This is a genomic window from Modestobacter sp. DSM 44400 (assembly GCF_900107175.1).
Taxonomy (GTDB): Bacteria; Actinomycetota; Actinomycetes; order Mycobacteriales; family Geodermatophilaceae; genus Modestobacter.
Genome location: NZ_FNOZ01000003.1, coordinates 115,022 through 134,802, shown reverse-complemented (window position 1 = coordinate 134,802; position 19,781 = coordinate 115,022). Strand labels below are relative to the sequence as shown.

The following is a 19,781-nucleotide window of genomic DNA, read 5'->3' as shown; positions in this document are numbered from 1 at the left end:
TCAGACTCCAGCAGTCTCGAGGTCGGCGGGGGCGGTGAGCTTCCCGGTCAGCGCGGTCGCGGCAGCGACGGCCGGGGACACCAGGTGGGTGCGCCCGCCCTTGCCCTGCCGGCCCTGGAAGTTGCGGTTGCTGGTGGAGGCCGACCGCTCCCCCGGCTTGAGCTGGTCGGGGTTCATGCCCAGGCACATCGAGCACCCGGCGCCGCGCCACTCGGCGCCGGCGTCGAGGAAGACCCGGTCCAGCCCCTCCTCCTCGGCCTGCAGCTTGACCGCCACCGACCCGGGGACGACGAGCATCCGGGTGTGCGCGTCGACCTTCCGGCCCTTCAGCAGGGCCGCGGCGACCCGCAGGTCCTCGATCCGGCCGTTGGTGCACGAGCCCAGGAACACGGTGTCGACGTCGATCTCGCGCAGCGGCGTACCGGCGGTCAGGCCCATGTAGGCCAGCGCGGACTCCGCGGCCCGGCGGTCGCCCTCGTCGACGATGGCGGCCGGGTCCGGCACGCTGGCGCCGATCGGCAGCCCCTGGCCGGGGTTGGTGCCCCAGGTGACGTAGGGGCTCAACGACGCGGCGTCGATGTGCACCTCGCGATCGAAGACGGCGTCGGGGTCGGTGTGCAGCGTCGACCAGTGCGCGACCGCGGCATCCCAGTCGGCGCCCTGCGGGGCGTGCGGGCGGCCCGCCAGGAAGTCGAAGGTCGTCTGGTCCGGCGCGATCAGCCCCGCGCGGGCCCCCGCCTCGATCGACATGTTGCAGATCGTCATCCGGGCCTCCATCGACAGCGCCTCGATGGTGCTTCCGCGGTACTCGAGAACGTGGCCCTGGCCACCCCCGGTGCCGATCTGGGCGATGACGGCGAGGATGACGTCCTTGGCCGAGACCCCCGGCGGCAGCTCGCCGTCCACGGTCACCGACATCTGCTTGACCGGGTACTGCGGCAGCGTCTGGGTGGCGAGCACGTGCTCGACCTCGCTCGTGCCGATGCCGAAGGCCAGCGCGCCGAACGCGCCGTGGGTGGAGGTGTGGCTGTCCCCGCACACGATCGTCATGCCCGGCTGGGTCAGCCCCAGCTGCGGGCCGATGACGTGCACGATGCCCTGGTCGCGGTCGCCCATCGGCGCAAGCCGGATGCCGAACTCGGCGGCGTTGCGGCGCAGCGCGTCGACCTGGGCCCGGGACACCGGGTCGGCGATCGGGCTCAGAATGTCCAGCGTCGGGACGTTGTGGTCCTCGGTGGCCATGGTGAGGTCGGGTCGGCGGACGGTGCGCCCAGCCACCCGGAGGCCGTCGAAGGCCTGCGGGCTGGTCACCTCGTGCACGAGGTGGAGGTCGATGTAGAGCAGGTCGGGTTCGCCCTCGGTGCGCCGGACGACGTGCTGCTCATACACCTTCTGCGCCAGGGTCTGGCCCATGACGGTCCTCCTCGGGTCTGTCGTCCCACGGTTTGTCATCTCACGCAGTGAGATGTAAGTATTGCTGCGTGGGACAGCCTAACCCCGTTGCCGTGCTCGACAAAGTCGTGGCCATCCTGCGCGCCGTGGCCGACGAACCGGCCAGCCTCGCCGACCTGGTGGCCCGCACGGGGCTGCCCCGGGCCACCGCCCACCGGCTGGCGAGCGCCCTCGAGGGACACCGCCTGCTGCGACGCACCAACGCAGGTGAGTGGGCACCGGGCGCGGCGCTGGGCGAGCTCGCCCGGGCCGGTGCCGATCTGGCCGAGGTGGCCGGCCGGCACCTGCCCGCGCTACGGGACGTCAGCGGGGAGAGCGCGCAGTTCTACGTCCGCGACGGCGGCAGCCGGGTGTGCATCGCCGCCGCGGAACGGGCCAGCGGGCTGCGCGACACCGTTCCGGTGGGCGCCCGGCTGCCGCTCACCGCGGGGTCGGCGGCGCACGCGCTGCTCGCCTTCGCCCCGGTCGAGGAGGTCACCGCGCTCCTGCCGACGGCCAGCTTCACCGCCCGGACGCTGCTCGACGTCCGGCGCCGGGGTTGGGCGCACAGTGTCGCCGAGCGGGAGTCCGGGGTGGCGTCGCTCTCGGCACCGGTCCGGGACGGCGCGGGCCACGTGCTTGGCGCGGTGTCGATCTCCGGCCCGGTCGAGCGGGTGGGCCGCCGGCCGAGCCCGGAGGTGGTCAGCGCGGTGCTGGACGCGGCCTCGGCGATCGGCCGCGCCGCGCGCTGAGTCCGGTCAGGGCTCGCGGGCCGAGGACTGCTCGTCGCCGGTGGTGGTCGCGGCCGGGGCGTCCACGACGACCGGGCGCAACCGCGTCCAGACGGCGAAGACCAGCGCGACCACGATCATCACGATGCCCGACCACAGGTTCGCGTTCCACCCGCCGGTCTTGGCCTGGTCCTCCGCGGAGCTGCCGACGATGCCCAGGACCACCAGCACGATGCCGTAGAGCCCGATCAGCCCGGCGATGACGTTGCGGACGTCGAAGGCCCCGGCGGTGTGCTTGCCTGCGGTGTGCTCGGCGGGGGCGGCGGTGGGGTCGCTCATGACGGTGCTCCTGTCGTCCGCGTCAGCGGAAGATCACGTTGAGGACGATGACCATGACCAGCGAGATGCCGGCCAGCCTGGTCGGCGACCGGTACCACGGCAGCCGGTGCGCGTCAGGGTCGGTACGCACCTCCTTGGGCGTCTCGGAGTAGACCAGCCCGGCGAGCTCGGCGACCGGCTTGGGTGCGGTGACCATGCTGACCGCCACGCTGACGATGATGTCGACGACGAACGCGGCGGCGGCGGCCACGAACGCGGCACCCTGACCCGGCAGGCTGATGACCCCTGTCTCGTTCATCACGAACACCACGATCGCGGCCCCCGTGCCCGAGACCAGTCCCGTCCAGCCGGCTGTCGGCGTCATCCGCTTCCAGAACATGCCCAGGATGAACGTGGCGAACAGCGGGGCGTTGAAGAAGCCGAACAGCGTCTGCAGGTAGTTCATCAGATTGCTGTAACCGGCGGCGATCAGTGCCGTCCCGATCGCGATGACGGTGCCGCCGACCGTGGCCCACCGGCCGACCTTCAGGTAGTAGGCGTCGGGCCGGTCCTTTCTCACGTACTGCTGCCACAGGTCGTAGCTGAAGACGGTGTTAAAGGCCGACAGGTTGGCGGCCATGCCGGCCATGAAGGCGGCCAGCAGTCCGGCGATCGCGATGCCGAGCAGTCCGTTGGGCAGCACGTCCCGGACCAGGGCCAGGATCGCCTCGTTGTAGGTGAGAGAGCTGTCGCCGCCGTTCTTCAGCTGGGTGATCTCCGGCACCAGGACGGCGGCGATCATTCCGGGGATCACCACGATGAACGGCACGAACATCTTCGGGAACGACCCGATGACCGGGGTGCTGCGGGCCGCGGACATCGACTTGGTCGCCATCGCTCGCTGGACCTCGACGAAGTTCGTCGTCCAGTAGCCGAAGGACAGCACGAAGCCCAGGCCGAACACGATGCCGACGACCGAGAGCACCGGGTTCTGGAACCCGGACAGTTCGGTGCCCGGCCAGGAGGACAACTGCTCGCCGGCGCCGCCCGGTGAGCCGTTGATGCGGTCGATGAGACCGCCCACGCCGCCGACCCGGTGCAGGCCGATCACGGTCAGCGGCAGCAGCGCCGCGACGATGACGAAGAACTGCAGCACCTCGTTGTAGATCGCCGCGGACAGCCCACCGAGGGTGATGTAGCTGAGCACGATGATGGCGGCGATGATCAGCGATATCCACAGCGCCCAGCCCAGCAGCGCGTTGACGATCGTGGCCAGCAGGAACAGGTTGATCCCGGCGATGAGCACCTGGGCCAGCGCGAAACTCAGTGCGTTCACCAGGTGCGCTCCGGTGCCGAAGCGGCGGCGCATGAACTCCGGGACGCTGCGGACCTTCGATCCGTAGTAGAAGGGCATCATCACGATGCCGAGGAACAGCATCGCCGGGACGGCGCCGATCCAGAAGTAGTGCATCGTCGGCATGCCGTACTGGGCGCCGTTGGCCGACATGCCGATGATCTCGACCGCACCGAGGTTGGCCGAGATGAACGCCAGGCCGGTGACCCAGGCGGGCAGCGACCGGCCGGACAGGAAGAAGTCGAGGCTGTCCGACACCCGTCGACGGGCAGCGAAGCCGATCAGCAGGACGACGGCGAAGTAGGCGGCCACCAACGCGTAGTCGACGAACGAGGCGTCGAGCCGCAGGGTGTCGTCCGCAGCGAGGACCACGGGGGTCTTCTCCTCAGATCAGGTACCTCGAGCCGACGACCTGGTGAACCGGCGGACCCCTGGTGCTGTCGGGCCGGGCGCGGTCCGTGCGACCCGGTGATCAACACCGGCGACGCTAACACCGGTCCGCGCCATCCGCAGATGGATGATCACTGCACCCACCCCGAGACGGCGAGAGCCCGCGACCGGTGAGGTCGGGGGCTCTCGCATCGTGTAGCCCCGAAGGGATTCGAACCCTCGCTACCGCCGTGAGAGGGCGGCGTCCTGGGCCGCTAGACGACGGGGCCAGTGCTGCTGCATCGATGATGGCATGCCCACCGCCGGGGATCGAGCCGAGGGGTGCGGCCGGCCGGCGACGGCCGCAGGGACGGCGAGAGCCCCCGACCGGGGAGGTCGGGGGCTCTCGCGTGGTGTAGCCCCGAAGGGATTCGAACCCTCGCTACCGCCGTGAGAGGGCGGCGTCCTGGGCCGCTAGACGACGGGGCCAGGCCGTGCTGTGGTGCTGGATCGTGCCGCAGAGGAGATCGTGCTTCCTCGCTGGGGTACCAGGACTCGAACCTAGACTAACGGAACCAGAAACCGTCGGGCTGCCAATTACCCCATACCCCAAGGGTGGTGCGGCGCCTCATGGCGCCGGGAGAGAACTGTACCCGATGCCGGCCGGGGACCCGCACCCGCCCTCACCACCGGGGGCGTCCCGCTTCTCCACCGAGGCTGCTCCCGGGGCCACTTCCAGGACGTTGGCCCTGGTCAGCGGGGGGACGAGCCCAGCGCTCGTCCGGCGGCGGCCCACCCCGACGCGGCGCCGGAAGACCCGGCGGCGGATACCAGCCCGGACCCGGACCCGAGTACGGCACCGGGCCCCAGGACGGGGCGGGGGGCGGGAACGGGCGCTGGAACGGGGGCTGGAGCGGCGGTCCCGCGACCGGCCGGGCACCCCGCAGGTCCAGGGCGGGGCTGAGTAGCTCGGGATGCAGCCGCTCCCGGAGGAATGCGACCCAGACCACGAAGCCGGCCATGCCGACCACCCCCAGCACGGTCGTGCCCCAGCCCAGCAGACCGGTCGCGTCCGCGGCCACCTCACCGCCCAGCAAACCACCCAGGAGAAAGACCACGACGTTGTTGACCGCGTGCAGGACGATCGCCGCTTCCAGTCCGCCGGTCAGCCACACCGCGGCGGAGAACGCCAGCCCGATGGCGAAGCGGTACAGGAAAGCTTGGCTGAACACCCCGCCCGGTGGCGCATGCGCGAGGGAGAACAGGACCGCGGTCACCACGGCGGCGACGATCGCCCCGGCCCGCGGCCGGCCGATCCAACCGGCGATGGCCTGGCTCAGGTAGCCGCGGAAGACGTACTCCTCCGCCGCGGCCTGCAGCGGCGTGGTGAACAGCACGACCAGCACCAGCCAGCCGAAGGAGGACGCCGGGCCGGTGAGTCCGTCGGCACCGGTGAGCACGCTGATGAGCACGGTCAGCGCGACGGCGAGGCCCAGCGAGGCGAGCGCGCGCCAGGTGAGCGGCACGAACAGCCGCCAGCGCAACCTGCCCAGCACCGAGGAGGACCAACCGATCCGCAGGCCGTGCGGCACCAGCCAGCACAGCCAGATCATCGGGATGGCGACGATCAGCGAGACGTTGGTGAGCAGCAGCACACCAGCATCGGTGAGGTCGACCAGCAGGTCACCGGTCAGGCCGCCGATCGCGGCGGTGAAGCCCAGGAGCAGCGCGGAGACGCCGTAGAGGACGGCGAACAACAGCAGCCCCAGCAGCGGACGCCACCACGACCAGTCCCGGGTGCGCATCAGCAGCGCGTGCGGCTGCGGGACGTCGTGCGGCGGCGCTCCCGGAGGCGTCACGGGCGTCGCCCGCCGCCCGGCGGGGACCGGAGGCCGGACAGGGCCGTACCAGGCAGCGGACGGCGGGCCGAGCGCCACCCGCGGCGGTGCGGCGTAGCGGCCGGTGGCTGGGGGCCCGGCGTAGGGCTGCGCTGGACCGGGCCCTCCGACCGGAGCGCTCCCCCACCCCGCGCCGGTCATGCGCCCGTCTGCGCCCGGGCGGCCGCGAGCCGGGCGAGCGTGCGCTCCCGGCCGAGCAGCTCCATCGACTCGTAGAGCGGCGGGGACACCGTGCGGCCGCTGACCGCGACCCGCACCGGCCCGAACGCCTGCCGGGGCTTGCGACCCAGCCCATCGACGAGGGCGTCCTTGAGCGCACTCTCCAGCGCCGGCGTCGTCCAGTCCTCGAGCTCGGTGAGCGCCCGCGTGGCGGCGTCGAGCACCTCGGCGGCGTCCGCGCCGGCCAGCTGCTTGGCCGCCGCGGCGGGGTCGATCTCCACCTCGTCGGTGAACAGGAACCCCAGCAGCCCGACGGCGTCGGAGAGCACGATCATCCGCTCCTGGGCGAGCGGGGCGATCGCCTCGAGGACGGCGAGCTGCTCGGCGGTGGGCTGGGTGCCCACCAGCCCGGCACCGGCCAGGTAGGGCACCACCCGCTCGATGAACTCCGAGACCGGCAGCGCCCGCAGGTGCGTGGAGTTGATCGCCTCGGCCTTCTTCAGGTCGAAGCGGGCCGGGTTGGCGCTGACCCGGGTGACGTCAAAGGCCTGGACCAGCTCGGCGACGGAGAAGATGTCGCGGTCCTCGGCGATCGACCAGCCCAGCAGGGACAGGTAGTTGGCCAGCCCCTCGGGCAGGAAGCCGCGCTCTGGGTAGACGTCGAAGTTGGCCTGCGGGTCGCGCTTGGACAGCTTCTTGTTGCCCTCTCCCATCACGTAGGGCAGGTGGCCGAACCGCGGGGTGCCCGAGGCGACCCCGATGTCGGTGAGCGCGGCATAGAGGGCCAGCTGCCGCGGGGTGGAGGGCAGCAGGTCCTCTCCCCGCAGCACGTCGGTGATCTGCATCAGCGCGTCGTCGACCGGGTTGACGAACGGGTACAGCGGCGCACCGTTGCCGCGCACCAGCACGAAGTCGGGCACGGAGCCGGCCGCGAACCGCACCTCGCCACGCACGAGGTCGCTCCAGACGAGGTCCTCGTCGGGCATCCGGAGCCGGAGCACCGGCGAGCGGCCCTCGTCGCGGAAGGCGGTCCGCTGCGCGTCGGTCAGGAACCGGTCGTTGTTGTCGTAGCCCAGTTTGGGGTCCTGGCCGGCCGCCCGGCGACGCGCGTCGACCTCCTCGTTGGTGGAGAAGGACTCGTAGGCGTGCCCGGAGGCCAGCAGCTTCGCCGCCACCTCGCGGTAGACCTCGCCCCGCTCGGACTGCCGGTAGGGCCCGTGCGGGCCGCCGACCTCGGGGCCCTCGTCCCAGTCAAGACCCAGCCAGCGCAGGCTGTCGACCAGGTGCCGGTAGGACTCCTCGGAGTCGCGGGCAGCGTCGGTGTCCTCGATCCGGAAGACGAAGGCGCCCCCGTTGTGCCGGGCGTGCGCCCAGTTGAACAACGCCGTGCGGACCAGCCCGACGTGCACCATCCCCGTCGGCGAGGGGCAGAACCGGGTGCGGACGGTGGCGTCCGGCGCACTCATCGGGTGACGCCGGCGGTGGAGGTGGGGTCGGCGCCGGCCACGCTGTTGGTCAGCGAGCCGAGGCTCTCGATCGAGCACTCGACCCGTTGTCCGGGCGCGATCGGGCCGACGCCGGACGGTGTGCCGGTGAGGATGACATCGCCGGGCAACAGGGTCATCACCTGCGAGATGTGCGAGATCAGCGTGGGCAGGCCGAACAACAGCCGGCTCGTGCGTCCGGACTGGCGCAGCTCGCCGTCCACCCGGCAGGTGATCTCCAGGTCGGCGGGGTCCTTGCCCAGCCCGGCCAGGTCGGTCTCGATCCACGGGCCCAGCGGGCAGAAGGAGTCGAAGCCCTTGGCCCGGGTCCACTGCCCGTCGCTCTTCTGCATGTCCCGCTCGGAGACGTCGTTGCCGATCGTGTAGCCGAAGACGCTGGCCATCGCCTGCTCCGGGCTGACCGAGCGGGCCCCGCGGGCGCCGATGACGACGGCCAGCTCGACCTCGTGGTGGACGTTGGTGCTGCCGGCCGGAATGCGGATGGCGTCGCCGGGGCCGATCACCGACGTGGAGGGCTTGAGGAAGATCAGCGGCTCCTCCGGCGCGTCACCGGTGGCCATCTCCGTGACGTGGTCGGCGTAGTTCTTGCCGATGCCCACCACCTTGCTGGGCAGGATCGGGGAGAGCAGCCGGACGTCGGCGGCGGCGTACCGCTGGCCCGTGAAGGAGATCTGACCGAAGGGATGGCCCTCGATCTGGGCGACCTGGCCGTCCCCGTCGAGGACCCCGAAGGACATGCCGGCCGGGTGGGCGAAGCGGACGATGCGCACGTCGCCGAGGTTAGTCGTCAGCGAGATCGCTCCCCGGATCGGTCGCCCGCTACCGTCCCGGGATGGCCAACCGGATCACCGCCGTGACCATCGACAGCCGCGACCCCGCCGCCCTGGCCGAGTGGTGGCGCACGGTGCTCGGCTACGAGGTCGTGGCCACCGACGCCGACGGCTTCACCGAGATCGGTACTCCCGACCAGGGGGCTGGTGGCCTCGTGCCGACGCTGGCGTTCGTCCCGGTGGCCGACCCGACCCCGGGCAAGGTGCGGCTGCACCTCGACCTCAACGCCACCGACCGCGACCAGGACGCCGAGCTGGAGCGGCTGCTGGCCCTGGGCGCCACCCGGGCCGACGTGGGACAGGGCCCGCTCACCGAGGCGATGACCTGGCACGTGCTGGCCGACCCCGAGGGCAACGAGTTCTGCCTGCTGCGCTCCCGGGTCGCCCCGTTGTGACGAGCGGGCCCAACGGGCAGCGGCTCAGCGCCCCTCGGGCACAGCACCCGGCCGCGGTGTCGGCCGAAGGCCGACAGTGTCACGGTGACGAACGGCGTACGTCAGCGCGTCGACCAGCGCGTGCCAGGACGCCTCGACGATGTTGGCGTGCACCCCGACCGTGGTCCACTCCCCCACCCCGTCGGTGGTGTCGACGAGCACCCGGGTGGTGGCGCCGGTGCCGCCCTTCCAGCCCAGGATGCGCACCTTGTAGTCGGCCAGCGAGACCCCGGCCAGGTGGGGATACCGGGCGACCAGCGCCTGACGCAGGGCGTTGTCCAGAGCGTTGACCGGGCCGTTGCCCTCGCCGGTGCTGATGATCCGCTCCGCCGTCCCGTCGCCGTTGGGGAGGTGCACCTTGACCGTCGCCTCGCTCACCACCACCCCGTTGCCCCAGTGCTCGACCGACGTGCGGTAGCTCTCCAGCTCGAACAGCGGCTCCGGCGCGCCGGGGAGCTCGGCGCGCAGCAGCAGCTCGAAGGAGGCGTCGGCGGCCTCGAAGGACCAGCCGTCGGCCTCCAGCACCTTCACCCGGTCGACCACCCGGCCGATCGCGTCGGACTGGTCGGTCACGTCGACCCCGAGTTCCCGGCCCTTCAGCTCGACCGAGGCGCGCCCGGCCATCTCGGTGACCAGGATGCGCATGTCGTTGCCCACGACCGTCGGGTCCAGGTGGTTGTAGAGCCCCGGGCTGACCTTGATCGCGCTGGCATGCAGGCCGGCCTTGTGCGCGAACGCCGACGCGCCGACGAAGGGCTGGTGGTCGTCGGGGGCGATGTTGGCCAGCTCGGCGATGGCGTGGCTGACCCGCTTGAGCTCGGGCAGGCACTCGGCCGGCACCACCGGCAGCCCCATCTTGGTGACCAGGTTGCCGATCAGGGCGAAGGTGTCGGCATTGCCGGCGCGCTCTCCGTAGCCGTTCGCCGTCCCCTGCACATGGGTGACCCCGGCCTCCACCGCGGCCAGCGTGTTGGCCACCGCGCAGCCGGTGTCGTCCTGGCAGTGGATGCCCAGCCGGCCCGTGGTGCGGGCCCGCACGTCGGCCACCACGCGCCCGACGCCCATCGGCAGCATGCCGCCGTTCGTGTCACAGAGGACGCCGACCTCGGCGCCGGCGGCGAAGGCGGCCTGCAGCACCTGAACGCCGTGGTCGGGGTCGGCGGCGTACCCGTCGAAGAAGTGCTCGCAGTCGAGGAAGACGCGGCGTCCGTGGTCCACCAGGAAGGCCACGGTGTCGGCCACCATCGCCAGGTTCTCCGCCACCGTGGTGCGCAGCGCCTCTCGCACGTGCCGGACGTCGGACTTGGCGACCAGGCAGATCACCGGCGTTCCGGCGTCCAGCAGGGCCTTCACCTGCGGGTCGTCCTCGACCCGGACGCCGGCCCTGCGGGTGGCGCCGAAGGCGACCAGCTGGGCGTGCCGCAGCGTCAGCTCGGTGCGCGCCCGGGCGAAGAACTCGGTGTCCTTGGGCAGCGCCCCCGGCCAGCCGCCCTCGATGAACCCGACACCGATCTCGTCCAGCAGCCGGGCGACGGCCAGCTTGTCGGTGACGGAGTAGCTGACACCCTCCCGCTGCGCGCCGTCGCGCAGCGTGGTGTCGAAGACGTGGAAGTCCAGCTCGGTGGGCACGGGTCGCTCCGGGGATGAGGTGTGCGCAGGCCCTGAACGCGAAAAGACCCCCCGGGGTACGGGAGGTCGGCGCGCAGTCGGGGAGGACTGCGCGCTAGGTGATGATGATCGTGTCGGTGGCGTACATCGCGACCAGTACAGCACGCGCCGACCCGGGGAGCCGCCCGGGTCGGCGCGGAACGCTCAGCCGCCCGCGAGGGCCGCCAGCCGGTCGCCCACGTCGCTGGTGCGCACCGGACCCTTCGGGTCGCGGGTGGACAGGTCGAAGGCCACTGCGGCGTTGACCTTCCGCGCCTGGTCCGGCCGGCCCAGGTGCTCCAGCAGCAGCGCCACGGACAGCACGGTGGCCGTCGGGTCGGCGATGCCCTGACCGGCGATGTCGGGCGCCGAGCCGTGCACCGGCTCGAACATCGACGGGTTCGTGCCGGAGACGTCGAGGTTGCCGCTGGCCGCCAGCCCGATGCCGCCGGTGACCGCGGCCGCCACGTCGGTGATGATGTCGCCGAAGAGGTTGTCGGTGACGATGACGTCGTAGCGGCCCGGGTCGGTGATGAAGAACATCGACGCGGCGTCCACGTGCGAGTAGGCGACGGTGACCTCGGGGAACTCGGCGGCCACCTCCTCGACCGTTCGCGACCACAGTGACCCGGCGTGGGTGAGCACGTTGGTCTTGTGGATCAGCGTCAGGTGCTTGCGCGGCCGGGCGACCGCGCGCTCGAAGCCGTAGCGGACCACCCGCTCCACGCCGAAGGCGGTGTTCAGGCTCACCTCGGTGGCCACCTCGTGCGGGGTGTCACGGCGGAGCACTCCGCCGTTGCCCACGTAGGGGCCCTCGGTGCCCTCGCGGATGCAGAGCATGTCGATCTCGCCGGGCTCGGCCAGCGGGCTGCGGACGCCGTCGTAGAGCTTGGCCGGCCGCAGGTTGACGTGGTGGTCGAGCTCGAAGCGGAGCTTGAGCAGCAGCCCCCGCTCGAGGATGCCGGCCGGGACGGTGGGATCACCGACCGCACCGAGCAGGATCGCGTCGTACTGGCGCAGCTCGTCCAGCACCGAGTCCGGGAGCAGCTCCCCGGTGCGCTGCCAGCGGGCGGCACCCAGGTCGTAGGGCGTGCTCTCCATGTCGGGGGCGACCGCGTTCAGGACCTTGAGCCCCTCCGCCACCACCTCGGGACCGATGCCGTCTCCAGGGACGACTGCCAGGCGCATGAGGCCAGAGGTTAGTGGGCGGCCTCGCGGAGACCGCCACCGCACGCGCCGGACGCCCCCGGCGAGGAGGTCCTCGCCGGGGGCGTCCGGGTGTCGCTGGGTGGTGCGGTAGGGCCCGCCGGCCGGGTCAGCTCACCCCGCGGGCGGCGGGGTGGCCTCCCCGCCGACGATCGGGACGGACTGTGCACGGCCGGTGGCGGTGTCGTTGTGCGGCAACACGACCAGAGCCCCCTTCTGCGCTCCCCCGATGGCGACGTCGGCGGCGTAGGACGCCGGGTCCTGGATGACCGTCAGCGTCGTCCCGTCCCCGGCCGGCAGCAGCAGCGCCGTCCCGCCGTCGGGCCCGGTGAAGGACAGCCCCGGGTGCAGCGGGTCGAAGCTCATCGCCTGCGGCGCGAGCTCGGTCCCGCTCGGCGTGGCCACGGTCCCCAGATCGTCGACCGTCCCGTAGGCACTGATCGCTTCGACCCCGAAGGAGATGCGGCCGAGGTGACCGTTGGCAGCACCGTTGCTGTTGCCACCGCCGTTCCCCTTGCCGTTGCCGTTGCCCTGGCCGCCCCCGTGGTCCCCGGCACCGGGTCGCTCGGTACCGATGAGCGGCATGGCCGACAGCGGCGCACCCAGGACCTGGACGTCGGAGTCGAGGGCGTTGGTGTCGACGTTCCCGTCCACCAGGTTCATGAAGCCGATGAAGGGCGCCGTTGCTGGGCATCAGGTTGTAGTCCCGGTCGGTGACGACCACCAGCGGAACGTCGAAGTCCGGGATCCGGGTGGTCGTCACCTGGTAGTCCCACAGACCGTCGCCGGTCGCGTCGAGGTACACGCCGTAGTTCACGGTCGTCTCGGCCGAGGTGTACTTGCCGTGCGCCGACACGGCGAAGTACAGCCCCGGGTCGTCGGCATAGGAGCCCACGTCCGAGGTCGCCCCGATTGCGGCCAGGTCCACCGAACGCTCGAGCTCGGACTTGTAGCAGCCCGGCCCGACGTCGGTCGTGCACTTCGACATCTCGGGGCTGGCCCCGAGCTGTTCGAAGACGTCGACCAGCGAGGTGTAGGAGTCCTGCTGGTAGGCCTCGCCGTTGGCGACGCCCTCCCCGGTCAGGGTGATGGTCGAGCCATCCGGACTCCCCGTGGCCGTCAGCGTGGACGACGGCTTGGCGTTGCTGTGCACCGGCACGCGCAACTGCACGCCGCCATCCGCCGGGGTGAAGAGGACACGCCCGCTGGACTCGCCGACGAACTGTCGACCGTCCCTGGTCGCGACCGTGGGATCGGCGCCCTTGCGCAGCCGGTCCTGGACGGCGGTCATGGTGACCGCCACGGTCCGGGTCTCCCCACCAGGGACGACCACGTACTGGGTGTCCGGCGAGTAGGAGACGCCCGGCTGGGACACCACCGAGTCGTAGGCCACCCGGTACGCCACCTGCGACGTTCCGGTGTTCTGGAGCGTGATGGTCTTCGTCGCCGTCACCTGCTCGTCCGCCACCTCGACGACCCCGAAGGATGCCGAGACCACACCGGAGCCGGCGTCGGAGTAGGCGAGGACCTGGTTGTCCAGGGCCGCCTTGGCGTCGATCCGTCCGGCACCCTGGCGGTTGGGACCGTAGAAGGTCCCGTCCGCGGTGTGCACGTCGTGGCCGGCGGTGTTCATCAGGTCCGCCTTGACCTGCTCGGTCGTCCAGTCCGGGTGCGCCGCGCGGATGAGCGCGGTGACCCCGGCCGTCGTCGGGGTGGCCATCGAGGTGCCGGACTCGCTGACGCCCTGGCTGCCGGTGCCGACGGCCGCGGAGTAGAGCGTCACGCCCGGCGCCGAGACGTCGGGCTTCAGGTCGCCGGCCTGCCGGGTCCCCCGGGAGGAGAAGGAGGCGAGCAGGTCCACCTGGGCCGGGTCGTTCACGGTCGCCTCGTCCTTCAGGCTGGGCCCGAAGGTGACCGTGACGGTGCCCGTGGTGGCGGCGGCCGCGAGCTTCTCACCGTCGGTGTTGGTGGTGAGGAGTCCCGGGATGGAGGCAACTCCGGTGATGCCGGTCTCCAGCAGGTCGTCGTCGGCGATGATCATGAAGCCGGCGGCCCCGGCATTGGCCGCGTTGGTGCCCTTGGTCACCGAACCGCAGCCGAAGCCGGCGGCCTCGATGAGCAGGATCTGCCCGGCGTAGTCGCCCGTCAGCGGCGCACACGCGGTCGGGTCGTCCCCGGCGACCGGGGACGCCACCGGTGCGGTGATGTCCGCGATGCCGGTGTAGGTGACCGAGCGCAGGCCCGGCCGGATGCCGTCGACGACGCCCGCGGGCGAGACGACCTGCCAGCCGTCGAAGACGCCGTAGCCGTCGTTGCTGGCGGCGACGCCGATGCTGCGCGGCGCGTTGCCCGGGGAACCGCCGATGTCGTAGCTGTCACCGGCGTTGCCGGCGGCCATGACCACGAGGATGCCGTTGGCCATCGCCTGGTCGGCGGCGAGCGCGTCGGCGTCGTCGGCGACCCCGTAGTCCGAACCGAGGGAGAGGTTGACCACGTCGAGGTGGTCGGTGATCGCCCCGTCGTGGTTGGGGTCCATCGCCCACTCGAGGGCCGGGATGGTGGCGTTGGTGGAGCCCTCGCAGCCGAAGACCTTCAGCGCGTAGAGCGAGGCGTCCGGCGCCATGCCGGGGCCGATGCGCAGTGCGTCGGGGTCGAACCCGGCGCCGTAGCCGCCGGTGTAGGTCGCACCCTCGGCCGTGACGCCCTGGCCGGCGGCGGTGCCGGCGACGTGGCTGCCGTGGCCGTTGCAGTCCAGCGGGTTGGGGTCAGGGGCAGGCACGTCCTTGTCGGGGGTGCTGGCGTCGTAGCCGTCCCCGACGAAGTCGTAGCCGCCGACGACCTTGACGCTGGGAAAGACGCCGTCGGGAGCCGGGGCGGCCTCGGCGGCCTGCAGCGCGTGGAACTGGTCCACGTCGCCGTTGCCACCGAAGTCGGCGTGGGTGTAGTCGATCCCGGTGTCGATGATACCGATCCGGACGCCCTTGCCGGTGTTGCCGAGGTCGGCCCACGCCTGCACCGCGCGGGTGACGCCGGCCGCGCCGGTGTTGCTGACCTTCTTGGGGGTGATCGCGTGCACGGCGGTGACACCGGGCAGCTGGCGGAGCGCGTCGTAGTCGCTCGCGTCCGCGCTGACCGCGACGCCGGAGAGCACCGTCGAGGCGGTGTAGAGCACGTCGGCATCCGGGACGGCGGCGGGCAGCTCGGCCACCACCTCCTCGGCGGCGGCCTCGGCCTCGGGCTTGGCGGCCCGCGCAGCCGCGGAGGCCTTGGCCTCGCCCTGGGGCAGCGCGTCGGCGTAGACCTGTGAGGTCGACGGCGTTGCCAGTTCGATGAAGAAGGACGCCGGACCGCTGCCGGGCAGCCCGGACGGGCGGGTCCCGTCCTGACGGACGGCGAGTTGGTCGCGGACCTGCTGCAGCTGCTCGCCGTTCAGCGTCAGGCCCTGGCCGCCGAAGCGGTCGACGATGGTGGCCGGTGAGGCCAGCGCGCTGCCGGTCCCCCCGGTGGCCGCGAGCGCGGCGGCGATGGCGACGACCCCGGTACGGACGGCGACGCGTCGGCGTCCCGTCCGGGTCGTCAGTGATGTTCTCGGACCCACGTGCACCCCTGTCAGCGGAATTCCATCGGACTGCCCGCCGGCCCTCCCGGGAACGCAGAGAACCGAGCTGCGACAGACTGTGTGCACCTGTTCACGGAATGCAAGCCCCTCCACCGTGGTCGTTGCCATCGTCAACGGCCAATAGGCCGTTCGGAGCACCGCGATCCGTCACATGACGCACTCGGGCCCAACGGCCCTCTTCGCGACGTGTGATCCAGAGCAACTGCTGTCCGGGCGCGCAGCAATCAGCGCAGATGGCCCGAGTGCATTGAGCCGGACGCCACGTTGCACGAAGGCTCAAGCGTCGGGGACACCGCCGGTCGTGGCGCCGCCCTGTCGGCGACCTGTCAGCCGGCCCTGAAGACGGCTCAGCCCGCGCGCATCCGTCGAACGCAGCGAGGCCGCGCCGTCCGGAGGGACGACGCGGCCTGGTGGCCGGGGTGGCCGCCGCGGGAAGCGGACGGCCGGTCAGCGGGGGTCAGAGCGGGTTCAGGTCGGCGGCCCGGGCCTGCCGCGCCCCGATCTGACCGGCGATACCGGCCAGCAGATCACCGCTGACCGGGCTGTCCACGGTGACCGCCATCAGCGCATCGCCGCCCTGGGTGGTCCGGCTCACCTGGGCGCCGGCGATGTTGACCCCGGCCGCCCCCAGCGCCGCGCCGACGGTGCCCACGACGCCGGGCCGGTCGGCGTAGACGAAGAAGAGCAGATAGCCGGCCGCCTCGAGGTCGAGATCGAAGCCGCCGACCTCGGTGAGCTTCGGCACCTGGTTCTTGCCGTAGAGCGTCCCGGACACGGTGACCTCCGCCCCGTCGGCCATCGCGCCGCGGACCGTGATGAGGTTGCGGTAGTCGGGGCTCTCCGGGTCGCTGGTCAGCGCCACCTCCAGGCCCCGCTGACCGGCCAGCAGGGGCGCGTTCACGTAGGTGACGGGCTCCTCGACCACGTCGGCGAAGACGCCGCGCAGCACCGCGAGCTGGACGACCGAGACGTCGAACTCAGCGATCTTGCCGCGCACGTCGACGGTCACCGACTGGGCGAGTCCCCCGGCGACGGCGGTGAACACCCGCCCCAGCTTCTCCGCGAGCGGCAGCCCGGGACGCACGTCCTCGGCCACGATGCCACCGGCCTGGACGTTGACCGCGTCCGGGACGAAGTCGCCCTGCAGGGCGAGCCGTACGCTGCGCGCGACGGCGGTCCCCGCCTTGTCCTGGGCCTCGGTGGTCGAAGCACCCAGGTGCGGGGTCACCACGACGTTGGGCAGGCCGAACAGCGGGCTGTCGGTGCACGGCTCCTTAGCGTACACGTCGATGCCGGCCGCGCCGACCTGACCCGACCGCAGGGCTGCGGCCAGCGCGGCCTCGTCGACCAGGCCCCCGCGGGCGGCGTTCACGATGATCACCCCTGGCTTGGTGGCGGCCAGCTGCTCCGCGCCGATCAGCCCGAGGGTCTCCGGGGTCTTGGGCAGGTGGATGGTGATGAAGTCCGACTCGCGCAGCAGCTCGTCCAGGGAGACCAGCCGCACGCCGAGCTGGGCGGCCCTGCCCGGCTGGATGTACGGGTCGTAGGCGATGAGAGTGACGCCGAAAGCGGCCAGCCGCTGGGCGACCAGGACGCCGATGCGCCCCAGGCCCACGACGCCCACGGTCTTCTCAGTCACCTCGACGCCGGTGAACTTCGACCGGGCCCACTTCCCCTCCCGCAGCGAGGCGTCGGCGGCCGGGATGTGCCGGGCGGCGGCCAGCAGCAGGGCGACGGCGTGCTCGGCGGCGCTGACGATGTTCGAGGTGGGGGCGTTGACGACCAGCACACCGCGCTCGGTGGCGGCGGCGACGTCGACGTTGTCCAGGCCGATGCCGGCCCGGGCGACGACCTTCAGCCCCGGTGCCGCGGCCAGCGCCTCGGCGTCGATCTGGGTGGCGGAGCGGATGAGCACGGCGGAGGCGTCGGCGAGCGCCGGGAGCAACGCCGCACGGTCGGCTCCGTCGACGTGGCGGATCTCCACGTCGTTCCCCAACACCTCCAGCACACTGGGGGCGAGCTCTTCGGCGATCAGGACGACGGGCGCGGACGTGGTCACGGGGCAGAAGCCTAGGAGGTGGCGGCGGGGACGACACACCAGCACCCGCGCACGCTTGCTCCGCCCGACTCGCCCCTACCATCCTGGCGGCGCAGCGCCGGTGCCGCCGGCCGCACCCGGAGGAGATCATGAGCAACGAGCGGGACGACGCCCAGGGCCGGTCCGAGGACCAGGAGCAGCCCTACGGCCAGCGGCCGGAGGCGCACGACTCGTCCGCACACGGGCAGCCGGACGCCCACGGGGAACCCTCGCCGTACGGCCAGACCGAGCAGTACGGCGACGTCGGCTACGGACAGGCCGGCTACGGACAGGCCGGCTACGGCCGGACTGAGCCCTTCGGCCAGCCCGGGTACGGCCAGCCCCAGCCCTACGGGCAGCCGGGCTACGGCCAGCCTGGGTACGGCCAGCCCGGCTACGGACAGCCGCAGCCCTATGGGCAGCCCGGGTACGGGCAGTACGGCGGCTACGGGCAGACCGCGGCGCCGGCCCGCCCGGGCGGTGTCATCACCGCCGCCGTCCTCGGGTTCGTTCTGGGCGCCCTCGGCGTCGTCGTCAGCTTCTTTCTGGTCGTCTTCGGCGCGGCCGTGGCCGGCGGGGCGAGCAGTCTGCAGGACGTCCCCGGCCTCGACGTGTTCAGCGGCGCGTTCGCCGGCGTGCTCCTGGTGCTGGGCCTGCTCGCCGCGGTCTGGACGGTCCTCATGATCTGGGGTTCGGCGTGGGCGCTGACCGGGCGCACCAGGGTGATGCTGATCGTCGGTGGGTCCATCGCCATCCTGGCCACCGGCGTCACGCTGATCGGGAGCCTCAGCGACGGGGACCGCGGCGGCATCGTGTTCGCCCTGCTGCTCTTCGCTGCCGCCGTCGCCACCGTCGTCCTGTTGTGCCTGCCGCCCGCGATCGAGTTCTTCGCCGCGTCCCGGGCCCGCCGCGGCCGCTGAGCGGCATTGCGGGGGCACACCACCCACGTACGACGGCCCCTGCCGCGCAGCTGCGCGGCAGGGGCCGTCGTGGTGTCGGGGGTGGTCCTCCCCCGGTGGGTCAGTTCCGTGCCGCGCTGCCGGTGTAGTCGTCAGTGGTCGACACCCAGCTCATCAGCCCGCGCAGCTGCCGGCCGGTCTCCTCGATCGGGTGCGCCTCGGCGGCGGCCCGCTTGGCCGTGAAATCCGGGGCCCCGGCGTCCTGGTCGGCGATGAAGCCGGCGGCCCAGGAGCCGTCCTGGATGGCGGTCAGCACGTCCTTCATCGTCGCCTTGACCCGCTCGTCGATGACCTTCGGGCCCGAGGTGTAGTCGCCGTACTCGGCGGTGTCGGACACCGACCAGCGCTGCTTGGCGATGCCGCCCTCGTACATCAGGTCGACGATCAGCTTGAGCTCGTGCAGGCACTCGAAGTAGGCGATCTCGGGCTGGTAGCCGGCCTCGGTGAGGGTCTCGAAGCCGGCGGTCACCAGCGCGGACATGCCGCCGCAGAGCACGGCCTGCTCACCGAAGAGGTCGGTCTCGGTCTCCTCGGCGAACGTGGTCTTGATGACCCCGGCGCGCGTGCCACCGATGGCCTTGGCGTAGGACAGCGCGAGCTGCTGGGCCGCGCCGCTGGCGTCCTGCTCCACGGCGATCAGGCAGGGCACGCCCTTGCCGTCGCTGAACTCGCGGCGCACCAGGTGGCCGGGGCCCTTGGGGGCGACCATCGCCACGTCAACGCCGGCCGGGGGCTTGATGTAGCCGAAGCGGATGTTGAACCCGTGGCCGAAGAACAGGGCGTCGCCGTCCTGCAGGTTCGGCTCGACGGACTCGGTGTAGAGGCTTCGCTGCACGTGGTCCGGTGCCAGGATCATGATCAGGTCGGCCTCGGCGGCCGCCTCGGCGGGGGTGACCACGCGCAGGCCCTCGGCCTCGGCCTTGGCGCGGCTCTTCGAGCCCTCGGGCAGGCCGACCCGGACGTCGACACCGGAGTCACGCAACGAGAGCGCGTGGGCGTGACCCTGGCTGCCGTAGCCGAGGACGGCGACGGAGCGCCCTTGGATGATCGAGAGGTCGGCGTCGTCGTCGTAGAAGATCTCGGCGGCCATGGGGCGTGGTTCCCTTCGGTCGAGCTTTATGGCGATAAAGCGCGGATCCGACGCTCCGGATGGGCGCCGGGAGTTCGGTGGGGTCAGGCGATGCCGGTCAGGCGGTGTCCATGGCGTGACTCCACGCCCTGTTCCGCTCCTCGCTCGTTCCTCG

The 19,781-nt window shown here is 72.0% G+C and carries 14 protein-coding genes and 3 tRNA genes; 3 read left to right on the top strand and 14 right to left on the bottom strand.

Going from position 1 to position 19,781, the window contains the following annotated elements; translation table 11 throughout:
* Entirely contained in the window at positions 1-1,413 is a 1,413-nt protein-coding gene (leuC, locus tag BLW04_RS03910) for a 3-isopropylmalate dehydratase large subunit (protein ID WP_091537482.1), read from the bottom strand.
* Between the two features lie 68 nt (positions 1,414-1,481).
* Here leuC and BLW04_RS03905 point away from each other — a divergent pair, with 68 nt between their 5' ends.
* Positions 1,482-2,183 carry an IclR family transcriptional regulator gene (locus BLW04_RS03905; RefSeq protein WP_091537481.1) on the top strand — a complete coding sequence of 234 codons (702 nt, stop codon included), beginning with the start codon at positions 1,482-1,484 and terminating at the stop codon, positions 2,181-2,183.
* 6 nt (positions 2,184-2,189) lie between these two features.
* Here the strand turns inward: BLW04_RS03905 and BLW04_RS03900 are convergent, their stop codons facing one another.
* The 8 genes from BLW04_RS03900 to BLW04_RS03865 all read right to left on the bottom strand — a co-directional run bounded on the left by BLW04_RS03900 (position 2,190) and on the right by BLW04_RS03865 (position 8,535).
* Complete coding sequence (locus BLW04_RS03900; RefSeq protein ID WP_091537480.1) at positions 2,190-2,501, bottom strand: hypothetical protein; 312 nt, start codon at positions 2,499-2,501, stop codon at positions 2,190-2,192.
* A gap of 22 nt (positions 2,502-2,523) precedes the next feature.
* Positions 2,524-4,206 (bottom strand): sodium:solute symporter family protein, encoded by a 1,683-nt coding sequence (locus BLW04_RS03895; RefSeq protein WP_091537479.1) that lies wholly within the window; start codon positions 4,204-4,206, stop codon positions 2,524-2,526.
* Between the two features lie 214 nt (positions 4,207-4,420).
* A tRNA-Glu gene (locus BLW04_RS03890) sits at positions 4,421-4,493 on the bottom strand.
* A 126-nt stretch (positions 4,494-4,619) separates the two neighbouring features.
* A tRNA-Glu gene (locus BLW04_RS03885) sits at positions 4,620-4,692 on the bottom strand.
* Positions 4,693-4,743: 51 nt separating this feature from the next.
* A tRNA-Gln gene (locus BLW04_RS03880) sits at positions 4,744-4,815 on the bottom strand.
* A 71-nt stretch (positions 4,816-4,886) separates the two neighbouring features.
* A complete protein-coding gene (locus tag BLW04_RS03875; RefSeq protein WP_175483893.1) occupies positions 4,887-6,062 on the bottom strand; it encodes a CPBP family intramembrane glutamic endopeptidase in 1,176 nt (391 codons plus the stop codon).
* A gap of 176 nt (positions 6,063-6,238) precedes the next feature.
* Entirely contained in the window at positions 6,239-7,726 is a 1,488-nt protein-coding gene (gltX, locus tag BLW04_RS03870; protein ID WP_091537477.1) for a glutamate--tRNA ligase, read from the bottom strand.
* Positions 7,723-8,535 carry a fumarylacetoacetate hydrolase family protein gene (locus BLW04_RS03865; protein WP_091537476.1) on the bottom strand — a complete coding sequence of 271 codons (813 nt, stop codon included), beginning with the start codon at positions 8,533-8,535 and terminating at the stop codon, positions 7,723-7,725. The genes gltX and BLW04_RS03865 overlap by 4 nt, the downstream gene beginning before the upstream one ends.
* A gap of 62 nt (positions 8,536-8,597) precedes the next feature.
* Here BLW04_RS03865 and BLW04_RS03860 point away from each other — a divergent pair, with 62 nt between their 5' ends.
* On the top strand, positions 8,598-8,990 hold the full coding sequence (locus BLW04_RS03860; protein WP_091537475.1) for a VOC family protein: 393 nt from the start codon (positions 8,598-8,600) through the stop codon (positions 8,988-8,990).
* Positions 8,991-9,014: 24 nt separating this feature from the next.
* Here BLW04_RS03860 and cimA read toward each other — a convergent pair whose 3' ends face one another.
* From cimA to serA, 4 genes are all read right to left on the bottom strand, one after another.
* Positions 9,015-10,658 carry a citramalate synthase gene (gene cimA / locus BLW04_RS03855; protein ID WP_091537474.1) on the bottom strand — a complete coding sequence of 548 codons (1,644 nt, stop codon included), beginning with the start codon at positions 10,656-10,658 and terminating at the stop codon, positions 9,015-9,017.
* A gap of 183 nt (positions 10,659-10,841) precedes the next feature.
* Positions 10,842-11,864 carry a 3-isopropylmalate dehydrogenase gene (locus tag BLW04_RS03850; RefSeq protein ID WP_091537473.1) on the bottom strand — a complete coding sequence of 341 codons (1,023 nt, stop codon included), beginning with the start codon at positions 11,862-11,864 and terminating at the stop codon, positions 10,842-10,844.
* A 127-nt stretch (positions 11,865-11,991) separates the two neighbouring features.
* Positions 11,992-15,486 carry a S8 family peptidase gene (locus tag BLW04_RS03845; RefSeq protein ID WP_139306721.1) on the bottom strand — a complete coding sequence of 1,165 codons (3,495 nt, stop codon included), beginning with the start codon at positions 15,484-15,486 and terminating at the stop codon, positions 11,992-11,994.
* Between the two features lie 472 nt (positions 15,487-15,958).
* Entirely contained in the window at positions 15,959-17,560 is a 1,602-nt protein-coding gene (gene serA, locus BLW04_RS03840; RefSeq protein ID WP_091537471.1) for a phosphoglycerate dehydrogenase, read from the bottom strand.
* 128 nt (positions 17,561-17,688) lie between these two features.
* Here serA and BLW04_RS03835 point away from each other — a divergent pair, with 128 nt between their 5' ends.
* The gene (locus tag BLW04_RS03835; protein ID WP_091537470.1) at positions 17,689-18,498 is read left to right on the top strand and encodes a hypothetical protein; all 810 of its coding nucleotides are present in this window, start codon (positions 17,689-17,691) and stop codon (positions 18,496-18,498) included.
* Positions 18,499-18,598: 100 nt separating this feature from the next.
* On the opposite strand, the gene ilvC is transcribed toward BLW04_RS03835, so the two are convergent.
* Positions 18,599-19,627 (bottom strand): ketol-acid reductoisomerase, encoded by a 1,029-nt coding sequence (ilvC, locus tag BLW04_RS03830; RefSeq protein ID WP_091537469.1) that lies wholly within the window; start codon positions 19,625-19,627, stop codon positions 18,599-18,601.
* Between the last annotated feature and the right edge of the window lie 154 nt (positions 19,628-19,781).

Excerpts from the sequence above, each read along its gene's own strand:
- BLW04_RS03900 (WP_091537480.1), bottom strand. The coding sequence starts at position 2,501 with ATGAGCGACCCCACCGCCGCCCCCGCCGAGCACACCGCAGGCAAGCAC.
- gltX (WP_091537477.1), bottom strand. The coding sequence starts at position 7,726 with ATGAGTGCGCCGGACGCCACCGTCCGCACCCGGTTCTGCCCCTCGCCG.
- BLW04_RS03835 (WP_091537470.1), top strand. The coding sequence starts at position 17,689 with ATGAGCAACGAGCGGGACGACGCCCAGGGCCGGTCCGAGGACCAGGAG.
- ilvC (WP_091537469.1), bottom strand. The coding sequence starts at position 19,627 with ATGGCCGCCGAGATCTTCTACGACGACGACGCCGACCTCTCGATCATC.
- leuC (WP_091537482.1), bottom strand. The coding sequence starts at position 1,413 with ATGGGCCAGACCCTGGCGCAGAAGGTGTATGAGCAGCACGTCGTCCGG.
- BLW04_RS03850 (WP_091537473.1), bottom strand. The coding sequence starts at position 11,864 with ATGCGCCTGGCAGTCGTCCCTGGAGACGGCATCGGTCCCGAGGTGGTG.
- BLW04_RS03860 (WP_091537475.1), top strand. The coding sequence starts at position 8,598 with ATGGCCAACCGGATCACCGCCGTGACCATCGACAGCCGCGACCCCGCC.